The sequence below is a fragment of the Gloeobacter violaceus PCC 7421 genome (genome assembly GCF_000011385.1).
Taxonomy (GTDB): Bacteria; Cyanobacteriota; Cyanobacteriia; order Gloeobacterales; family Gloeobacteraceae; genus Gloeobacter; species Gloeobacter violaceus.
Genome location: NC_005125.1, coordinates 3,268,368 through 3,287,615, shown reverse-complemented (window position 1 = coordinate 3,287,615; position 19,248 = coordinate 3,268,368). Strand labels below are relative to the sequence as shown.

The window sequence follows — 19,248 nt, the reverse complement described above, 5'->3', positions numbered from 1 at the left end:
GGAACAATTCCGCTCGCGAATGGAACGACAGGACGAGGCGAACACACAGATTATAGCCTCTACCGTCCCGCATCCTCCCTGTGCAACACTTCCTCAAACTTGCCCAGGGCGCTTCGGTGAACTGCCCACCGCCGCCTACCTGCACATTCCGTTTTGTCGCACGCGCTGCCGCTACTGCGACTTTGCCGTCACCGTCGGCACCGAAGGGCTGATCGAAAAGTACGTGCGCTTTTTGCTCGCGGAGATCGCCTTGACCCCGAGCGGGGGCCAGGGATTGGACACGGTCTACTTCGGAGGCGGCACGCCGTCGCTGTTGTCGGTCGAACAACTCGGCCGCGTTCTGGCGGCTCTGCGGGAGCACTTCGGCGGTTTTGCCCCCGATGCCGAAATTTCGCTGGAGGCCAACCCCGGCACTTTTGATTGCAAGAAACTCACCGGTTACCGCTCGCTGGGGGTCAACCGCCTGAGCGTCGGCGTCCAGGCCTTTCAGTCCCACCTACTGGCCCTTTGCGGCCGTTCCCACGGACTTGAGGAGGTCTACTCCTCCGTGGCTACGGTGCGGGCGGCAGGTTTCGAGAATTTCAACCTCGACCTCATCTTCGGTCTGCCCCACCAGAGCCTTGCCGATTGGGAGTTTTCGCTCTCTGAAGTTTTGCGGCTGGAGCCTACCCATCTATCGCTCTACGACCTGATTCTCGAAGAAGAGACCCCTTTTGGCCGGGAGTTCCTGGGGGGTCAGGCGCCCCTGCCGGGTGACGACGACACCGTGGCGATGTACCTGCGCGCCTGCGAGCGGTTGCAGGGGCAGGGCTACCGGCAGTATGAGATTGCCAATTTTGCCCGGCCCGGTTTTCGCTGCCGCCACAACCGGGTTTACTGGGACAACCGGCCCTACTACGGAATCGGCAACGGTGCGACCGGTTATGTCCGGGGGGCGCGCGTCGAGAGACCGCGCCGATTGCACGATTATTTTGCCTGGGTCGAGGGGGGCGAGTTTCCGGCGGGTGCACCGGTCATGCCCGAAGAAGAGTTAGCCGATACGCTGCTGTTGGGCCTGCGGCTGCTCGAAGGGGTGGAAGTGAATGCGCTGGTGCAGCGCTTCGGCCACCTTGCAGTCACGCACCAGCTCGAGGCGTTGCAAAGCGCCCTGGAGCGGGGACTGTTGATACTATACGACGGCCGCTTGCGGCTGAGCGTCCCGGAGGGACTGCTGCTGTCCAACGAAGTCTTCACGCTTTTGGTGTAGGACAGAAGGTAACTGAGCCTTTACGATGTTCCCATAGGAACATGAACGGCATTAACGAAATGTATAAGGTCGAAATGCTGCATTATTCGCTGCACCTGTCAGCCAACCTTCGTGCGAGGAACCATCCATGAAAGCCTTCGTGCTCGCCGCCGGCAAGGGCACCCGCCTGCGGCCCTTCACCGACGACATCCCCAAGCCGCTGGTGCCGGTGCTCAACCGGCCCGTGATGGCCCGCGTGCTCGATCTGTGCCGCACCCACGGTTTTGATGAGGTCGTGGCCAACTTGCACTACAAAGGCGAGAAGATCAGCCGCCATTTCGAGGATGGTTCGCAGTACGGTGTGCGCCTGGATTATTCCTGGGAAAAAGAGCTGATGGGCACGGCGGGCGGTGTGCGCCGTCAGGCAGAATTCTTGGGGGATGGTACTTTTCTGGTGATTTCCGGCGACGTGGTCACCGACTTGGACATCACCCGTCTGGTGCATTTTCACAAAGCCCATGGGGCTATTGCAACCATGGCGGTTAAGGAAGTGGGCGATCCGAGCCGCTTCGGCATCGTCGTCACCGACGCAGCGGGTCAAATCCAGTCATTCCAAGAAAAGCCCGCCGCTGGTACCGAGCGCTCCAATCTGGCCAATACGGGCATCTATGTCTTCGAACCGGAGGTCTTCGACTGGATTCCCGAGGGGCAATTCTACGATTTTGGCAAAGATCTCTTCCCGGCCCTGGTCGAAAAGGGCGCACCGGTGTTTGCGATGGGCACAGGCGACTATTGGTCCGATGTCGGCACCCTGGGCCAGTACCTCTATACCCACTGGGATTTGCTCTGCCACCCGCACCTCAAGCAGCGCATCGGCAAAGGCACCGTGATCGAGCCGGGGGCGATTCTCTCCAGCCATGCGCTGATTGGCGAGAATTGCCACATCGAGCGCGGTGCGGTGGTGATGGGCTACAGCTGCATCGGCGACGGCTGCGTGGTGCGCTCGGGGGCGACGGTCTTCGACAGCATCGTCTGGGCGGCGGAGCAGATTTCGCTTACTGTGGCAGATGAACTGGTGCGCTCGATCTACGGAGATGATAAACAGGTGGCACTGGGCGTACCGACGTTGTAGACAGGGCGTGAATCAGCGGGAGTTTCAAAAGCGGCTCAAAGCACTTTCAGACGCGCAGGAAGGGAAATTCGGTTATCCCTTTGTGTCGTTGCGGGCAATCGGCGAAGCGTTTGGGCTGAACACGGAGCAGCTGACCCGCTACATCGAAGTGGAGCGCGAGGCCGGGCGAGTGGTGATGAACCCGATCGACGAGAAGACCGAGGAGAATTTGCCCGCGACGCTGCCGGCGCTGCACTTGAACGATCCCGACGGCACCGTCCACGCCTACGTGAGCCTCGCTCTCAAGCCCTGAACCCGGCCCGGCGGGCGGGGCAAAATGCTAAGATAATGTAATGCATTGGACATTTTGAGCCGCATTGATCGCCCGTTTCACTGACGCCATGAGCGCAGGGGAGCGGGCGGTCATCTTATCTGGGAGCCCACAGGTACATGACGACGATCATCCCGACCAACTTGCGCAACGAGATGCAGCGCTCCTACCTCGAATATGCGATGAGCGTGATTGTCGGGCGGGCGCTGCCCGATGCCCGCGACGGGCTCAAACCGGTGCACCGGCGCATTCTCTTTGCGATGCACGAACTGGGTCTGGGACCGGACCGTCCTTACCGCAAATGCGCCCGCGTCGTGGGCGACGTGCTGGGCAAGTACCACCCCCACGGCGACTCGGCGGTCTACGACGCGCTGGTGCGCCTGGCACAAGATTTTTCGACCCGCTATCTGCTCATCGACGGCCACGGCAACTTTGGCTCGGTAGACAACGACCCGCCCGCGGCGATGCGCTACACCGAGTGCCGCCTGACCCCCCTTACCCGCGACACGCTGCTGGCCGATCTCGAAGCGGAGACGGTCGATTTTAGCGACAACTTCGACGGTTCGCAGCAGGAGCCCACGGTGCTCCCCTCGCGCCTGCCGCAGCTGTTGCTCAACGGCAGCGCCGGAATCGCCGTCGGCATGGCCACGAATATTCCCCCCCACCAGCTGGGCGAACTGGTCGACGGGGTCACCGCGCTGCTCGCCAACCCCAATTTGGGCATTCCCGAGTTGATGCGCTATATCCCCGGCCCCGATTTTCCGACCGGCGGCACGATCTTGGGCCAGTCGGGCATTCGCGAAGCCTACACCACCGGCCGCGGCTCGATCACGATGCGCGGCGTGGCGGCCATCGAGACGATCCAGGTGCGCGGCCGGCCGGACCGCGAGGCGATCGTGATCACCGAATTGCCCTATCAAGTCTGCAAGGCGGCCCTCATCGAAAAGATCGCCGAACTGGTCAACGACAAGCGCATCGACGGCATCAGCGACATCCGCGACGAATCGGACCGCGACGGCTTGCGGGCGGTCATCGAACTGAAGCGCGACGCCTACCCGCGGGTGGTGCTCAACAACCTTTTCAAACTGACACCCCTGCAGACCAACTTCGGCTGCAACATGCTGGCCTTGGTCAACGGCGAGCCGCGGCTGCTGAATTTAAAAGAGTTCCTGCAGACTTTTATCGATTTTCGCGCCGAGGTGATCACCCGCCGCACCCACTACGAGCTGCGCAAGGCCCGCGAGCGCGACCACATTTTGATGGGGATGCTGGTGGCGCTTGCCAACCTCGAATCGGTGATCGCCTTGATTCGCGCCGCTGACGACACGGCCTCCGCGCGCGCCGAACTGGTGAACCGCTTCGAGCTGAGCGAGGCCCAGGCAGAAGCGATTTTGCAAATGCAGCTTCGGCGGCTCACCGGCATGGAGGCGGGGCGCATCGAGGCGGAACACCGCGAATTGATCGCCAAAATCGCCGATCTCAGCGATGTGCTGGAGCGGCGCGAGCGCATCGACCAGATCATCCGCGACGAGTTGCTGACAGCCAAGCAGCGCCTGAATGACCCACGCCGCACGATCATCGAAAAAGCCGAGGGCGAGATCGACGACGCCGACCTCATCGCCAATCAGGAGATGGTGGTGCTGGTGACGGAGCAAGGCTATATCAAGCGTTTGCCCGTCGACACTTTTGATCGCCAGCGGCGGGCCACCCGCGGCAAATCCGGCGCCCGCATGCGCGAGGACGACGCGGTCGAGCACTTTATCACCTGCTGCAACCACGACACGGTGCTGTTTTTCACCAACCGCGGCGTCGTCTACGCCCTGCGCGGCTACCAGATCCCGGCCGGTTCGCGCACCGCCAAGGGCACGCCCGTCGTGCAGCTTTTGCCCATTCCGATCGAGGAGAAGGTGACTTCAATTGTGCCGGTGCAGGAATTTGCGAGCGACGAATTTCTGGTGATGCTCACCCGCACGGGCTTTATCAAGAAAACGGCCCTGGCCGCTTTTGCCAACCTGCGGGCCAACGGCCTCATCGCCATCGGCCTCGAAGAGGGCGACGAGTTGCGCTGGGTGCGCCGGGCGCGCGCCGAGGACGACATCCTGGTCGGTTCGCGCGCCGGGATGGCGATTCGCTTTCGCGCCGACGAAGAGCAGCTGCGGCCCCTGGGTCGCACCGCCCGCGGGGTCAAGTCGATGGAACTGCGCAAGGGCGACGAGCTGGTCAGCATGGACATCTTGAGCTGCGAGCAGCGCGAGCGGGCCGAGGCGAACGGCGAGTGCGGCCCCTGGGTGTTGGTGGTCACCGCCGACGGCTTCGGCAAGCGCGTGCCCTTCAGCGAGTTTCGTGCCCAGAACCGGGGCGGCATGGGGGTGATCGCCACCAAGTTCCGCGACCAGGGGGACGAACTGGCGGCCTTGCGCGTGGTGAGCTGCGAGGATGAGCTGATGATCGTCACCGCCCGGGGGGTGATCATCCGTCAACAGAGCGAAGAAATCTCCCAGCAGTCGCGGGCGGCCACCGGGGTGCGGGTGCAGCGCCTCGACGAAGACGATACGATCGTGGGCGTCGCCGTGGTGCCGGAGTCGGCGGAAGACGGCGGCAGTGCCTTTGCCGCCGAAGAAGAAGAGGAAGCGGAAGCATAAATGGCCACCCACGTCTCGGGCCTGTTCGTCTATCCGGTCAAATCTTGCCGGGGGATCGCCCTGGAGGCGGCCGAACTGGGTACCCGGGGCATCCGGTTGGACCGCGAGTGGATGGTGGTCAACGAGCGCGGCACCTTCATCAGCCAGCGCAGCTACGTGCGGCTGGCCCTGGTCGAAACGGCGCTCACCGAGGCGCGGCTGCGGCTGAGCGCCCCGGAGATGGGCTATATCGAAGTGCCTCTCGCCCATGAGCCTGGCCCCGCCGCTGAGGTGACCGTCTGGGGCGACCGCTGCGCAGCAGTGGATCAGGGCGAAGAAGCGGCCCGCTGGTTCGGCGAGCTGCTCAAGACCCCCTGCCGTCTGGTGCGCATGGCTCCCGACTGGGTGCGGCCGGTCAATCCCCGCTACGCCCCGCCCGGCTCCCAGGTGGGTTTTGCCGACGGCTATCCGCTTCTGGTCCTCTCGGAAGCTTCGCTGGCGGACCTCAATACTCGCCTCGCCGAGCCGCTTCCCATGGACCGCTTCCGGCCCAACCTGGTGGTCACAGGCTGCGAAGCTTATGCCGAAGACACCTGGCCCGCCGTGCGCGTGGGAGAAGTGACCCTGCGGGCCGCCAAACCCTGTGTGCGCTGCAAGATCACGACCATCGATCAACAGACCGCCCGTCCCACGGGCGAGGAGCCCCTGCGCACCCTGGCCACCTACCGGCAAATCGACAAGGGCCAAATCTTCGGCCAGAACATGGTCCATGCCTCCCCCGGCCGGATCGCTCTGGGCGATGCGCTCGAAGTGGCCGCCCTTGCCGGGCCGGTCTAGTGGACCTGTATCGGCTGGCGCGTCCGCTGCTCTTTCGGGCCGATCCGGAGGATGCCCATCGCCGGGCGCTCGGGGCACTGGCCTGGGCGGCGGAGCAGCTATGGGCCGGGTGGTTGGACTCAGTATTTGGGTACCCAGATCCCCGATTGGAAGTAAAGCTCTGGGGACTATCTTTTGCCAATCCACTGGGGCTCGCGGCCGGATTCGATAAAAACGCCGAGGCTGTCGGTGCCTGGGAGCACCTGGGTTTCGGTTTTGCGGAGGTGGGCACCGTCACCCGCCACGCCCAACCTGGCAATCCGCGCCCGCGATTGTTCCGTTTACCCGCGGACCAGGCGGCGATCAACCGGATGGGTTTCAACAACGACGGGGCCGATGCCCTGGCGTTGCGGCTGGCGGGGCGCAGGTGGGGGATCCCGATCGGAATCAACCTGGGCAAGTCGAAAGTGACGCCGCTGGAGCAGGCGAGCGACGATTACCTGTACAGTTTCGAGCGGCTTTATCACTTGGGCGATTATTTTGTCGTCAACGTCAGTTCCCCCAACACGCCGGGACTGCGCGAACTGCAGCAGGCGGACCGCCTGGGGGAAATTCTGGCCCGTTTGCAATGTGCAAATCGCGAATCTAAACCGCTGCTGGTCAAGATTGCCCCGGATCTAGGTTGGGATGCTGTCGATGCGGTAGTCGATCTGTGTGGCGAGCATCGCCTGGCGGGTGTGATCGCCACCAATACGACGATTGCCCGTTCGGGCCTGAGAAGCGACCTTCAGGAGACAGGAGGCTTGAGTGGAGCGCCTCTGCGCAACCGTTCCACTGAAGTGATCGGCCATATCTGGGGGCGCACCCGGGGACAGCTACCGATTGTCGGCGTGGGAGGTATCTTCAGCGGCGAGGACGCCTGGGAGAAAATTGCCCATGGCGCCAGCCTGCTGCAGGTCTACACCGGCTGGATTTACGAAGGCCCCTGGATGGTACGCCGCATCCTCGCGAGCCTGGCTACCCGATTGGAGCGCTCGGGGTTCGAGCACCTGCAGCAAGCTACTGGCTGTGCTTTCAGTTGAAGGGTATCTGGAGATTCGTTTGATGGGTTGGAGCGGCCAGCGGCTGTTCGAACTTATCGGAGCCCATGCACTCATCTAGTACACTAGTGGCAAAGGGTTAGGGGCTGTCCCATGCTGAAATCCTTTATGATTAACAATTTCAGGCTCTTTCGACACCTTGAGGTGGGCAGACTAAGTCGTGTCAACTTAGTTGTCGGTAAAAATAATGCTGGAAAAAGCGCATTTCTTGAAGCAGTGGAGCTCTATGCGAGTAATGCTTCATCCAATGTACTTATTGAACTTGTAGAATCTAGGCAAGAAATTTGGTTGGGCGAAGTTCAGAATCATTTTCAAAATTTTCTTGGTCATTCCGCGAGGCATCTCTTCTACAATCGAAAGCTACCGAGAATGCAAGGGGAGGGCATTACGCTTGGGGAAATATCTTCCGGCTCAAAGCTTCACATTGGTACTGCAGCATATTTAGACGAAAACGATAACGCAGGAACAACAAGAAAAATTCGCATATCGAATGAGCAATTTGATGAAGATCCATCCAATGCTGAGATTTTTCTTGTAGTGGAACAGGGCGAGAGAACTAGAAGACTTTTCAGGCTTGATAGAGATGTAAGAGAAATTCAGCGGAGTTCGCGGATTTTTTATGAACGACAAGAGCCTAGTATAAATTATAAATGGCAATTTGTTCCAACTGAGAACATGCCTACGCGAAAATTAGCAGCTCTCTGGGATTTAACAAGTTTAACCGACTTGGAGTCTGAAGTCATTTCTGCACTTGGCCTGATTGATGAGCGAGTTTCAGGAATTGCTTTTGTAGAAGATATCAGCAGAGATCTAAACAGAGGACGCTCAGCCGAGAGACGTATTCCATTAGTAAAGATCAAAGGGATAGATGAACCGATTCCTCTCAAAAGTATGGGAGACGGTATGACTCGTTTGTTCCATATAATCGTTGCTCTTGTAAACGCGGGGAACGGACTTTTACTAATCGATGAATTCGAAAATGGATTACATTGGAGTATTCAACCAAAAGTTTGGGACATTGTTTTCCAACTATCGAAAAGACTTAATGTTCAAGTTTTTGCAACAACGCACAGCCGTGATTGTATCGAAGGATTTGATATTGCGTGGAATAAATACCCTGCCCTTGGTGCATTCTTCAGGCTAGACGTAAAAGATCAATTCATTAAAGCGACTGAGTATACATCTGAAACGCTCACCGATGCCATTGAAATGGATGTTGAAGTGCGGTAGGCATGAGCAAAATTTGCGAACAAGATTTAGGCAAAGTATTGCTCGTTGAAGGAGTTAATGATTGCCATGTTGTCATGTCTTTGTGCAAAGCACGTAATGTTCCGGAAACTTTTGGCATTTACCAATGTGGTTCAGATAAAAGGGTTTTGAGCCGAATGAATGCCCTCATTGTGCGTCCTGATCCGCCACAAGCGATAGGTGTCATGCTTGATGCAGACAACCCTTCCATTCAAAGCAGATGGCAGAGCGTAAATGCAAAATTGAATCAGTATGACTATATATTGCCACAGACTCCTGATCCTGATGGAACTATAGTCACAAGCAACACAGATATACCTAAGCTTGGATTCTGGCTCATGCCAAACAATCAAGATAGTGCAATGCTAGAGGACTTCTGCGCACAGCTTGCAGAGCCAGCATCGCTCGAATTCGCGCGAAAATGTGTTGACGATGCCAGTGCAATGCAAATAGCAACTTTCAAAGAGGTGCATCGGAGCAAAGCAGTTATCCATACCTATCTTGCTTGGTGCGATGAGCCGGGCTATCCTCTGGGAAAAGCAATCACAAGTCAATCGCTTCAGCCTCAAACAAGCATCGCGCGAAAATTTACCGATTGGCTGGTACGTTTATTCGAATAAATTCTGTAAAGTGGACCCTGTTGGTGTAGCCAATGGATCATGCTTGTGCAGGCAATCGAGCAACAGACCCCCAGGCTGAGACTGGTTTCAGCCGACGAGTTTGAAAAAATGGCCAGACTCGGCATCTTCGGTCACGAGGAGCGTCTCGAACTGGTCGATGGGGCAATCATCGAGATGAGTCCGCAGGGACCGCTGCACGCAGCACTGGTGCGCCTTGTCACCAAGATTCTTACCGCTGCCTTCGCTCAGTTCGAAGTGTTCACCGACCGGCCTGTGAGTCTGGAAGAACGCAGCCAACCCTCGCCTGACGTGTGCGTGGTGCGCGGTGAGCTGAAAGATTACCTGGAGCGGCACCCACGGCCGGAAGATCTGCTGCTGGTAGTTGAAGTGGCCGATTCGAGCCTCGGATTCGATCTCGGCGCGAAGGCCGCTGCCTACGCCCGGGCCGGGGTGCCGACCTACTGGGTGTTGGATGTGCAGGGACGAACCTTGCATGTGCACGAAGAGGCGAGATCGGACGGTACCTGGCAGAGTATTCGGGTGCTTTCCGGCCTGGACAACACCGGCTTGCCCCACATCACCGTGAACGATCTGACAATGCCTTAGCTGCTTCCCGCTTGGGGGGCACTGCGGGTTTCGATTGCTTCTTCAGAAGAGAGCACCAGTTCGCGCAGGCGGGCGAGCAACTCGGGCGGGGCGTCCTGCCACAGCTCGCGCTGGTGGGCTTCGAGCAGCCGCTCGGCCATGTCCCGAAGCACCCAGGGATTTTTGGCGCGCACGAAGTCCTGCACCACCGGGTCGAAGAGATAGCGCTCGGCTACCCCCTGGTACATAAAATCTTCGACGCAGCGGGCGGTGGCGTCGTAGGCAAACAGATAATCGACCGTCGCCGCCAGTTCAAAGGCTCCCTTATAGCCGTGGCGCAGCATGCCCGCGATCCACTTGGGATTGACCACCCGCGATCGATAGACCCGGGAGACCTCTTCGCTGAGGGCACGAACTTTGGGATTTTGGGGGCGGGAATGATCGCCGAAGTAGGTCTGCGGTTGGCGGCCCGCGAGCACCCGGGAAGCGACGGTCATGCCCCCTTGAAACTGATAGTAATCGTCCGAATCGAGCAGGTCGTGCTCGCGGTTGTCCTGGTTGTGGAGCACCACCTGGATCTGCCGCAACCGGCGCGCGAGGGCTGTGGGGGCGGCCACCCCGTCGCCTTTGCCGGTGTAGGCGTAGCCGCTCCAGTTCAAGTAGGCGCGCGCCAGATCCGCTTCATCCTGCCAGGCTTGCGAGTCGATGAGCCCCTGCAACCCCGCACCGTAGGCCCCGGGTTTGGGGCCGAAGACCCGAAACAACCCATCGCCCTCGGCAGCCTCTTCGCGCGCCGCGGCGGCAAGCGGGTTGTCCTCTTCGGGCTCCTCCAGGCGGGTCACAGCCAGTACCGCGCTATGGAACAAATCGATCAGGTTCGGGAAGGCATCGCGAAAAAAGCCCGACACGCGCAGGGTGACATCGACACGGGGCCTACCCAGGGTACCGACCGGCAGAATCTCAAAATCGATCACCCGCCGGGTGGTCCGGTCCCACACCGGCTGCACCCCAAGCAGAGCCAGTGCCTGGGCCAGATCGTCGCCGCCGGTGCGCATGGTGCTCGTACCCCAGATCGAAAGGCCGATCGCGCGGGGGTACTCGCCGCAATCTTGGGTGTAACGCTCGACGAGGGCCTCGGCCGCCCGCCGCCCGACATCCCAGGCGCTCGGGGTGGGCAGCGCCCGCAAATCGACCGAAAAGAAGTTGCGCCCGGTGGGCAGCACCTCCGGCCGTCCCCGCGTCGGTGCACCGCTCGGACCAGGTGGTACAAAACCACCGGCCAGGCCATGCAGCAGGGCGGTGATTTCGTCGGTGGTGGCAGCGAGGGCCGGCGCGAGAAAGTCGCGCACCCAACCTAGCACCGCGCGGGTAACAGGCAGATCCTCCGGGAGCCCCGGCAGTTGGTCCAGCAAGTTATGACCCAGCGCTTCGAGCTTTTCGATCGCATCGCCCACCGTGCGGCAGCCGGACAGGGCGGTGCCGCCGAAGGGCAAGGCGCCGTCGGCTGCGAGCGGGTCAAATTCAAGATCCAGATCGCGGGCGAGGGCCTGGGTCAGGCCGGGGCGTCCGCCGCTTCCCACCCGCGCCAGGGCCGCGAGCAACCCGAGGCGCTGCTCGCCCGTGGGGGCCTGGCCCAGAATGTGCAAACCGTCGCGGATTTGCGCTTCTTTCAGTTCGCACAGATAGCCGTCGGCAAGGGAGAGAAAGGCAGGCAAATCCGCTTCAGAAGGAGGCTCGGCCCGGCCGAAGTCGCGGTGCAGCTGAGTTTGGTGAATCAATTCCGCAAGCCGGGAGCGGATAATCGGCAGACGGTCGGGGTCGAGGCTGGCCGCTTCGTGGTATTCGTCTATTAAGTTTTCGAGATCGAGCAGGTCGCCGTAGGTCTCGGCCCGGGCCATCGGCGGCGTCAGGTGATCGACGATCACTGCCTGGGTGCGCCGTTTGGCCTGGGAACCTTCGCCCGGGTCGTTGACGATGAACGGGTACAGGTGGGGCATCGCACCAAAGACCGCCTCGGGGAAGCATTCCGGCCCGAGGGCGTTGGCCTTGCCGGGCAGCCATTCGAGGTTGCCGTGCTTACCCATGTGCACGATTGCCTGCGCCCCCCAGATGTCGCGCAGCCAGTGGTAAAAGGCGAAATAAGGGTGGGGAGGCTCCAGATCCGGGGCGTGATAGTTGAAGGCGGGGTCGGCGTCGTAGCCGCGGGCGGGTTGGACGCCCACAAATAGATTGCCGAAGCACACTCCGCTGACCGGCAGCCCCTCCGGGCGCACACCCCACGCACCCGGCGGCGCTCCCCAGCGACTGCGCACCCGCTCTTGCACCATTACCGGCAAAGTCGCAAAAAAGCGTTCGTAATCGTCAAAAGCTACCCACTGCCCGAGGGGGCGCCAGTCGAAGCCCTCGGGGTCGTTGGTAAGCCCTGCCGTGATCAGTGCCATCAGCGCGTCGCCATCGGCAGGCAGGGCCCGAGGGCCGGTGTCGTAGCCTGCGGCGGCGAGGGCGGCGAGGATGGCGACGCAACTGGCGGGAGTGTCGAGGCCGACGCCGTTGGCGAGCCTGCCGTCGCGGTTGGGGTAATTGGCCAGCACCAGGGCGATGCGGCGGCGATGGACGGGCGTGCGGCGCAATGCCACCCAGCGCGCCGCCAATTCCGCCACGAAGGCCACCCGGTCGGGCTGCGGCCGGTAGCTTACCAGCGGCGCTTCGAGGGACGCAGCCACCGATGCGGCGTGCTTGAAGGAGACGGCGCGGCCGACGATGCGGCCGTCGACCTCCGGTAGAGCGATGTTCATCGCCACGTCGCGCGCCCCGAGCCCGGCGGTACCGGCCTGCCAATCATCGCGGGTGCAGCCTGCGAAGATCGCCTGAATCACCGGCACGTCAAGGACCGCCCAAAGATCCGGCGGCTCTGCCCCGTCCGATTCACCGCGCAGGCGGGCCAGCGAAAAACTGGTCGTGTTGATCAAACACTGCACACCCGCGAGCAGCGATTTGAGCTGGGCTGCGGCGTCCGGATCGCGCAGCGAATTGACAAAAATCGGGCGCACCTGCAGAGCGCGTGCGTCGAGCGCCGCGCACAGCGCATCGACGGCCGCCGTGTTGCCGCTCAGCAGGTGAGCGCGATAAAAAAGTACCCCCACCGCCGCCCGTCCCGGTCGGGGTCCGCTTCCCCATTCGTACAGGCCGGTGCGGGGGGTTTCCACGGGCGGGCCAGGATCGAACGCGGTCCCCAATGCACAGTCGCAAAGTAGTTGCAGAGCGCGGCCGAGGTTGAGCGGGCCACCGGCGCGGCAGTAGCGCCAGAGCCGTTCGGCCACCAGCGGACCTACCGTCGAGCACGCGAGCAGATCCAAATCGGGCTGCTCGTCGCCCGGCAGCACCGCCAGAGCGATACCACGTTCGCGCGCCAGCGCGCAGACCACCTCCAACCCGTAGGACCAGTAGGCCCGGCCGCCCAAAAGCCGCAGCACGATGCCCCGGCTGTGGGCCAGGACCGTCTCGGCGTAGTGGTCGACAGCCACCTGCCGGTGCAGCTGCAGCAGGCTTGCCGCCCGCACGGGGCCAAGCCCAACGGGCAGGTGCTCAAGGGCGGCGGCGAGCGCCTGAATCTCGGTATCGGCCGCGCTCAAAAAGATGAGCGGCGCCGCTGTCTGCTCCATCAGGGTGGTCGCCTCGCCCTGCGGTTCCCAACCGCCCGCCGCTGCCGAAGTGCGATGCATAGAGGGTCAGCTTAGCACGCACAAACCCTTACCTATTCGCGGCCGGTGCCCATCGCCTTGAGCACCGCCTGGGTGCGGTTGGTGGCGCTGAGCTTGGTAAAGATGCGGCTCATATGGTTTTTGACGGTGTTGACGCTTAAATAGAGATGATCGGCAATCTGCTGATTAGAAAGGCCCTGCTGAATCAGTTGCAGAATCTCGCGCTCGCGACGGGAGAGCGCTACGGCCTGGGTGACCCCGGCGCGGTGGCCTGGAACCACCGGCGCGGCAGCGACCTGGGGCGATCGGTTCGATTCAAGCAGCGTGGAGGTAACCTCGCAGGCCGGATCCACCCACCGCTGTCCCAGGGTAGTCTTGCGCATCGCCCGCAGCAGAACCGAAACCGAAGATTGCTCAGTCCAGAGGCTATCGGCCCCCGATTCAATGAACCTGGCCGCCTCTTCAAGGTTCGCAGACAAAAGTACCACCAGCAGACGCAGCTGCGGAGACCAGGCTCGCAGATTCTGAACAATCTGATGCTCGAAAGGTCCGACAGAGCGCACCTCAAAGACGACAAAGTCGATAGGAGTCTGCGTAAATATTTCGCGGCTAACCGAGCCGGTGGTTACATGCAGAACCAGATCCAACGGTGTGCATTCCTCAATAAGCTTTTTGAGTGCATACGCAGTAAGCGGGTGATCGGATATGACCGCAACCCTGGCGCTGTCATGTTCCGTGGCTGAACGAGACATAGTGTGACTCCATTGGCTCGTGTCGATTGCGGATAGATAAATAGATTATTCCGTAGATGACAATGTTTAGACTCCTCCTTTCGAAGTGAACTGAACCGACAGAAGACGCATCATCCTCTCTGTGCATTCCGTAGAGCGCTCTTCGGGCATTTGAAGCGTAGGGGCCAGCCCCGCGGAATTTTAGAGGTGATTATCAGTTGGCCCGCAAAGTACCTTCGTGGATGTACAAAAAGATTGCTGGAGGTAGCAACTTCAGCCACCCCTCAAATACAGGAGTCAAAGAAGCTCGATGTAGCGAATCACTCGACAATACTGGTGAAAGCGCTCGGACCTGCGGAAACACTAGAGCACCGGCCCGCAATGGCAAATCCAGCGAAAGTACTGCGACGGCTGGGTGTACGACAGACAAACAGCCCGGTGCCTGGACAAAGACTGCCGACGCAGGCACCGATAAGAAAAAAATAATCGAGACATACAACCAGCAAGAGCAGGGGAAGGACTTAGAATGATTAATACAATACCGTGTCATAAAAAATCTGTAGCATTTGCTACAAAATGCTGTCTCTCATCTTCAGGTCTGCCCGGGGCAACGAAAATGGATGCATTTGGTTGTGCCGCAAGCGCTGTTTAAAGGCCAGGAAGGCGAAATAAGGGGCCGGTCTTCGAAAGGGATTGTGTAAATTGCATAGTAAATTCAGATGCGCCGGATCGTAGTGGACAGCAACCATCCCGGCAACAGTGCCACCAGCAGCAAGATCAGGCCCCAGGTCAGCGGATCTTCGATAGCGCGGGCGGCGGCGGAACCGACCCGGTGGACCAGGCAGATCCAGCTGCCGGTAATAGCGACCATGCCGATAACCACGTCCCAAAAGCCGCCGTTGCGAAACAGCACCATCCCGAAGGGCAGTGGAAACGGCGGCCAGGGGCGCAGACCCGGCCAGGTGAACCCATCGCACGCCAGGTGGGAAGTGTAGCCCACAAACACGGCCAGGGCGAGGCTCCAGCTGGCCCCCAGCCAGGGCACGCTCACCAGCAAGGCCGCCCAAAATGTGTGCATCCACCCGCGGCGGCCCAGATTCCGCTCCAGCAGGCGTCCCAAAAGCGGCACCTGCAAGCCCAACCAGGAGGTGGGGCAGTCGATATCGGCGAGTACCCCGGCCACTGAGACCACTGCCAGATGGGACCAGTCGACCGGCAAAGACCAGCCTTGGGTCTGGGTCACCAGACCCAAAGCCAGGTAGGCCAGATTGGCGATGGCCACATGGGTGCCGCCGTTCATTGCAGTTTCCGCTTCAAAAGTGCACTGACCGCGTGGGGAAGTCAGGATGCCCAAAGGTCCGGAGGGACTGTCCCATTAAATCCCACTTTGGGGAATAGCTCGACCGAAAACGGTCCGATGCGGTTTTCCCTGCGATAGCCCAGTGAGACGAGCGGCGCCCGGCAAAAGTTCTCTAAAGCAGCAGCTGCTGAACACGCTCGCACAGGGAAGCGGCGGTCAGGCCGTTAAAGGCCATCAGTTCGCCCGGGCTTGCGGTGGTCTCGCCGCGCTTCCAGCAGAAAGTTTCGCGTCGGCGGGCCTGTGAGCGCAGGAATACCGGTTCGAGCATGCCGCCGGCGCCGCCGGTGACTCCGACGAGCACTTCGGTGCCGAACAGCCGCTCGAAACCCTCGTCGCTGAGAAATTCGCCGTCCGCTTCGGAGCAACTTTGCCAGGCAACGTCGCTCGGTCGGTAGAGCCGCCGCGGGTTGACCACCGAGACGATCCGGCCGGCGATGCCCAGCGCTGCGAGCGATTGGGCGGCTTCGAAGACCGGTAGCAGGGCCATGTCCCCGACCACGGCAAAGGTGACCCGGGGCGTCTCACTGCTCTGGAGCAGAGTGATCGCCCCCTCGGCCAGGGCTTGACGGCCTTGATCGAGGGTGATGCGCACCGGCAGGGGCGTCTTGCTGGCAAAGATGGCGATACCCTTGTTGACCGTACCCAGAGCCCAGGTGTAGGTCGCCTGGATGCTGTTGGCATCGACGGGAAATACCGGATAGACGTTGCCGTTGCGCATCAGGGCGGCAAAGTAGTTTTCGATCTCTGGCCGCTGGTGGGTCCAGCCGTTGCGGCCCTGTTCGAGGGCGCCCGCGGTGAACAGGCAGACGGTCGAAGGGGTGGGGCGGCGCAGTTCGGCCATCGCCTGGGTGACCGTCTGCCAGATGGGCAATCCGTTGATGGCGAACGACTCGTAGGAGCACCAGAGGCTGCGGCAGCCCAACAGCGACAGGGCGGCGGCAAGTCCGGCGCAGGCGTCCTCGCTGAGGGGTTCGTAGACCTGTCCGCCCGGCTCCTGGTAGTACAGCGCATCGGCGGTGGGGTGCACGATGCGCAGCGCCTGGTTGATGTTGGCGATGCCCGAGGCTTCGTTGCCGTCGGCGTTGCTGACGATAAAGCTGCGGTCGGCGCGGCCGACGGCGGCCACCAGGTTGCCCATGGCCGTGGTCGCCACCTTCGCGGGGCCGCCCACTTCAAATGCTTCGCAGGGCAATTCTCCCAGTTGCGGCAGGGGTCTGACCGACTCGGTGACCGCCACCCGGGCCGCCGGGCCGCCCCCGGCGCGCTCAAAATTGGCGCGCACCAGAGCCCAGGCCTCCGGGGGGAGGGCACGGCTCTGCAGGGCCGAGACGATGTCTGGGTTGTCGAGGGTGTGCTGGGCGTAGAGGTTGTGGGATTTGGCGCCGTGGGCATGTACACCCGCACCTTTGAGCTGTTTGATGATCAGCACGCACAATTTTCCCCCGAGGGCCGCCTGGGCGGCCCGGTGGGCGGCGGCGAGCACCGCGGCGGTAAAGGCGAGCCGCTGGGTGAACCCGAAGCGGGTGCTGTCGACGTAAGGGCCGCCCTGCTGGTCTTGATCGTCGAAGGACTTGGCGTCGACGAGGAACACCTCTTCAAAGCCCTGGGCGCGCCAGAGGTTGATCATCGCTTCGTTGCCGACCGTCGAGACCATCGAGTGGTGCTCCTGGCTGAAGCCGTTCCAGACCAGCACCGGCAGAAAGTTGGTGATCTCGGGAAAGGCGGTGTGGAAGTGGCCGAAGGCGCTCAGCACGTAGGGTTCGCCCAGGCCGCCGTCGCCGATGGTGACCGGGAAGAGCGTACCGGGATAGAGCTTCGCCCCTGCCATCGCAAAGTGCTGGCCCTGACCGAGGGGACCGGCAGGGGAGAGGATGCCGGGGATGAAGCCCGACAGGTGCCCCAGCAGCCCGTGCCTTTCGCGGTAGCGCTCGCGCAGTTGGGCGACCGTCTCGATGCCCATCGCCTCCAGCGAGCGATCCAGGAACATCGCACTGTAGTACCCGGGCGCGTGGTGACCCACTTCGGTCGGCATATTTTTGTGCCCGAGCATAAACAGCGCCGCCACCGCCTCGGCGCTGCTGGCAAAACCGCCGGGGTGACCGCTAGCCTTGCTTGCGGTGATTTGCAACGTCAAGTAGCGCAGCGCGTCGGCTGCCAGCAGGGTTTGGAAGACCGCCTCGGGGTCGGCCGGATCGGCGACGGCATCCTGGCCCTGGGTGATCACCGGCTGCTTGCTGTGGATCGCGAACAAGTCGCCGGGTTCGGCAAAGTACTGGATACCCTCGCAAAAAGCGGGCAGGGTGGACAACTGCTGCGGCGTGACGACCATCGGAGATCCTCGAAACTTGACTGGAGAGCGGCTGGTGCGCGTCTCCTCATAGTACAGCGAGAATTTACCGGCTTTTGTCGCGGGGATCGGCCTCAGCCTGCGGGAAGATCCGCAACTTTCACCCCGCGAATGGCGGCGTCGATGAGTTCCATGGGATGCCTCACGGGTACTGCCTGAGCGGTCAATTCCAGGTGCTTGCGGATCTGCAGCGCGCAGCCGGGGTTGGCAGAAGCGATGAGCACGGCACCCGTCGCGAGCAGATTCTCGACTTTTTGACGGCCGAGTTCCTCGGCGATCTCCGGCTGCAGAATGTTGTAGACCCCGGCGCTGCCGCAGCAGAGGGCCGCATCCACCGGTTCGCGCACTTGCACTCCAGGAATCTGAGCAAGCAACTGGCGCGGCTGCAGGCTGATGCGCTGGCCGTGCAGCAGGTGGCAGGCGTCCTGATAGACGACCGCAAGCGGCCCGTCGGCAATCGGTTGGAGGGGGACGGGGATCTTGGCCCAGTACAAAAATTCCTGCACGTCGCGCACTTTCGCGGCAAAGGCGGCGGCCCGCTCGCGGTAGACAGGGTCCTCCGCCAGGATGTGGCCGTACTCCTTGAGAGTGTGGCCGCAGCCGGCGGCGTTGATGATCAGATAATCGACATTGCTGTCGGCAAAACTGTCGATGAGGTCGCGGGCCATTTGCCGGGCCTGCCCACTCTGGCCCTGGTGCTGGGGAAGGGCTGCGCAGCAGCCCTGGGAGCGGGGGATGACCACCTCGCAGCCGATGGCGGTGAGTACCCGCAGCGTGGCGCGGTTGACCCGGTCAAAAAATAGCCGCTGCACGCAGCCGGTGATCAGTCCCACCCGAAAGCGCTGCTTGCCCCGGGCGGCCGCCCGCTCGGGCATCGGGGCCGCAAAGGCGCTCGCGGGCACTTCAGGAAGGATCGACTCCATCGCGGCAAGGCGGGGGACGACTTTTTGCAGCAGGCCGCTTTTGCGCACCAGCTTCTGCACTCCGAGTTTCTGATAGATCGCCAGCGGTACGAGCAGCGGGCGCAACCGGCGCGGGTACGGCAGCAGGTTAAAGATCAAGGCGCGCAGCAGCCGGTCGGGCACGGAGCGCTCGACGTTGCGTTCCACCTGGGGGCGGGTGGCGGTGATGAGCTGGTCGTACTGCACGCCGGAGGGACAGGTGCTGACACAGGCGAGGCAGCCCAGGCAGCTGTCGAAATGGCCCGCGGTTGTCTGGGAGAGGGGAATCTGTCCCTCGTTGAGCGCGTCCATCAAGTAAATGCGGCCCCGGGGCGAGTCCATCTCCTTGCCGAGCACCCGGTAGCTCGGACAGGTAGCAAGGCAAAAGCCGCAGTGTACGCAGGTGTCGATGATCTGCGCATCGGGGGGGTGGTCCGCATCGAAGGCTCTGGGGACGGTGGGCCGGGGCTGGTTCTCCATGGGTCAACTCGCTGGGATCGCGCCTGCTTGC

14 protein-coding genes are annotated in these 19,248 nt (G+C 61.7%); 9 read left to right on the top strand and 5 right to left on the bottom strand.

Annotation, left to right across the window (positions count from 1 at the left end):
• The first annotated feature begins 19 nt into the window (after positions 1-19).
• The 9 genes from hemW to GLL_RS15875 all read left to right on the top strand — a co-directional run bounded on the left by hemW (position 20) and on the right by GLL_RS15875 (position 9,678).
• Positions 20-1,246, top strand: a complete 1,227-nt coding sequence (gene hemW, locus GLL_RS15915) for a radical SAM family heme chaperone HemW (protein WP_011143078.1) — start codon at positions 20-22, stop codon at positions 1,244-1,246.
• 127 nt (positions 1,247-1,373) lie between these two features.
• Positions 1,374-2,357 (top strand): sugar phosphate nucleotidyltransferase, encoded by a 984-nt coding sequence (locus GLL_RS15910; protein ID WP_011143077.1) that lies wholly within the window; start codon positions 1,374-1,376, stop codon positions 2,355-2,357.
• A 7-nt stretch (positions 2,358-2,364) separates the two neighbouring features.
• Positions 2,365-2,649 carry a helix-turn-helix domain-containing protein gene (locus GLL_RS15905; RefSeq protein ID WP_011143076.1) on the top strand — a complete coding sequence of 95 codons (285 nt, stop codon included), beginning with the start codon at positions 2,365-2,367 and terminating at the stop codon, positions 2,647-2,649.
• 137 nt (positions 2,650-2,786) lie between these two features.
• Positions 2,787-5,309, top strand: coding sequence for a DNA gyrase subunit A (gene gyrA / locus GLL_RS15900; protein WP_011143075.1), 2,523 nt, complete (start codon positions 2,787-2,789; stop codon positions 5,307-5,309).
• Positions 5,310-6,125 (top strand): MOSC domain-containing protein, encoded by an 816-nt coding sequence (locus tag GLL_RS15895; RefSeq protein WP_011143074.1) that lies wholly within the window; start codon positions 5,310-5,312, stop codon positions 6,123-6,125.
• Positions 6,125-7,186: a quinone-dependent dihydroorotate dehydrogenase gene (locus GLL_RS15890; protein WP_011143073.1), complete on the top strand. Its 1,062-nt coding sequence runs from the start codon at positions 6,125-6,127 to the stop codon at positions 7,184-7,186. The genes GLL_RS15895 and GLL_RS15890 overlap by 1 nt, the downstream gene beginning before the upstream one ends.
• A gap of 111 nt (positions 7,187-7,297) precedes the next feature.
• Entirely contained in the window at positions 7,298-8,434 is a 1,137-nt protein-coding gene (locus GLL_RS15885; protein ID WP_011143072.1) for an AAA family ATPase, read from the top strand.
• Between the two features lie 2 nt (positions 8,435-8,436).
• Positions 8,437-9,072, top strand: a complete 636-nt coding sequence (locus GLL_RS15880; RefSeq protein WP_164929189.1) for a DUF3226 domain-containing protein — start codon at positions 8,437-8,439, stop codon at positions 9,070-9,072.
• 39 nt (positions 9,073-9,111) lie between these two features.
• Positions 9,112-9,678 carry a Uma2 family endonuclease gene (locus GLL_RS15875; protein ID WP_011143070.1) on the top strand — a complete coding sequence of 189 codons (567 nt, stop codon included), beginning with the start codon at positions 9,112-9,114 and terminating at the stop codon, positions 9,676-9,678.
• Here the strand turns inward: GLL_RS15875 and cobN are convergent.
• The 5 genes from cobN to GLL_RS15850 all read right to left on the bottom strand — a co-directional run bounded on the left by cobN (position 9,675) and on the right by GLL_RS15850 (position 19,217).
• The gene (gene cobN, locus GLL_RS15870; protein WP_011143069.1) at positions 9,675-13,379 is read right to left on the bottom strand and encodes a cobaltochelatase subunit CobN; all 3,705 of its coding nucleotides are present in this window, start codon (positions 13,377-13,379) and stop codon (positions 9,675-9,677) included. The two genes, GLL_RS15875 and cobN, sit on opposite strands and share 4 nt — an antisense overlap.
• A 32-nt stretch (positions 13,380-13,411) precedes the next feature.
• A complete protein-coding gene (locus tag GLL_RS15865) occupies positions 13,412-14,005 on the bottom strand; it encodes a helix-turn-helix transcriptional regulator (RefSeq protein WP_164929188.1) in 594 nt (197 codons plus the stop codon).
• Between the two features lie 799 nt (positions 14,006-14,804).
• Positions 14,805-15,389, bottom strand: coding sequence for a metal-dependent hydrolase (locus GLL_RS15860; protein ID WP_011143067.1), 585 nt, complete (start codon positions 15,387-15,389; stop codon positions 14,805-14,807).
• Positions 15,390-15,561: 172 nt separating this feature from the next.
• Positions 15,562-17,778, bottom strand: a complete 2,217-nt coding sequence (locus GLL_RS15855; protein ID WP_011143066.1) for a transketolase — start codon at positions 17,776-17,778, stop codon at positions 15,562-15,564.
• A gap of 92 nt (positions 17,779-17,870) precedes the next feature.
• Positions 17,871-19,217: a heterodisulfide reductase-related iron-sulfur binding cluster gene (locus tag GLL_RS15850; protein ID WP_011143065.1), complete on the bottom strand. Its 1,347-nt coding sequence runs from the start codon at positions 19,215-19,217 to the stop codon at positions 17,871-17,873.
• Positions 19,218-19,248: the final 31 nt, after the last annotated feature.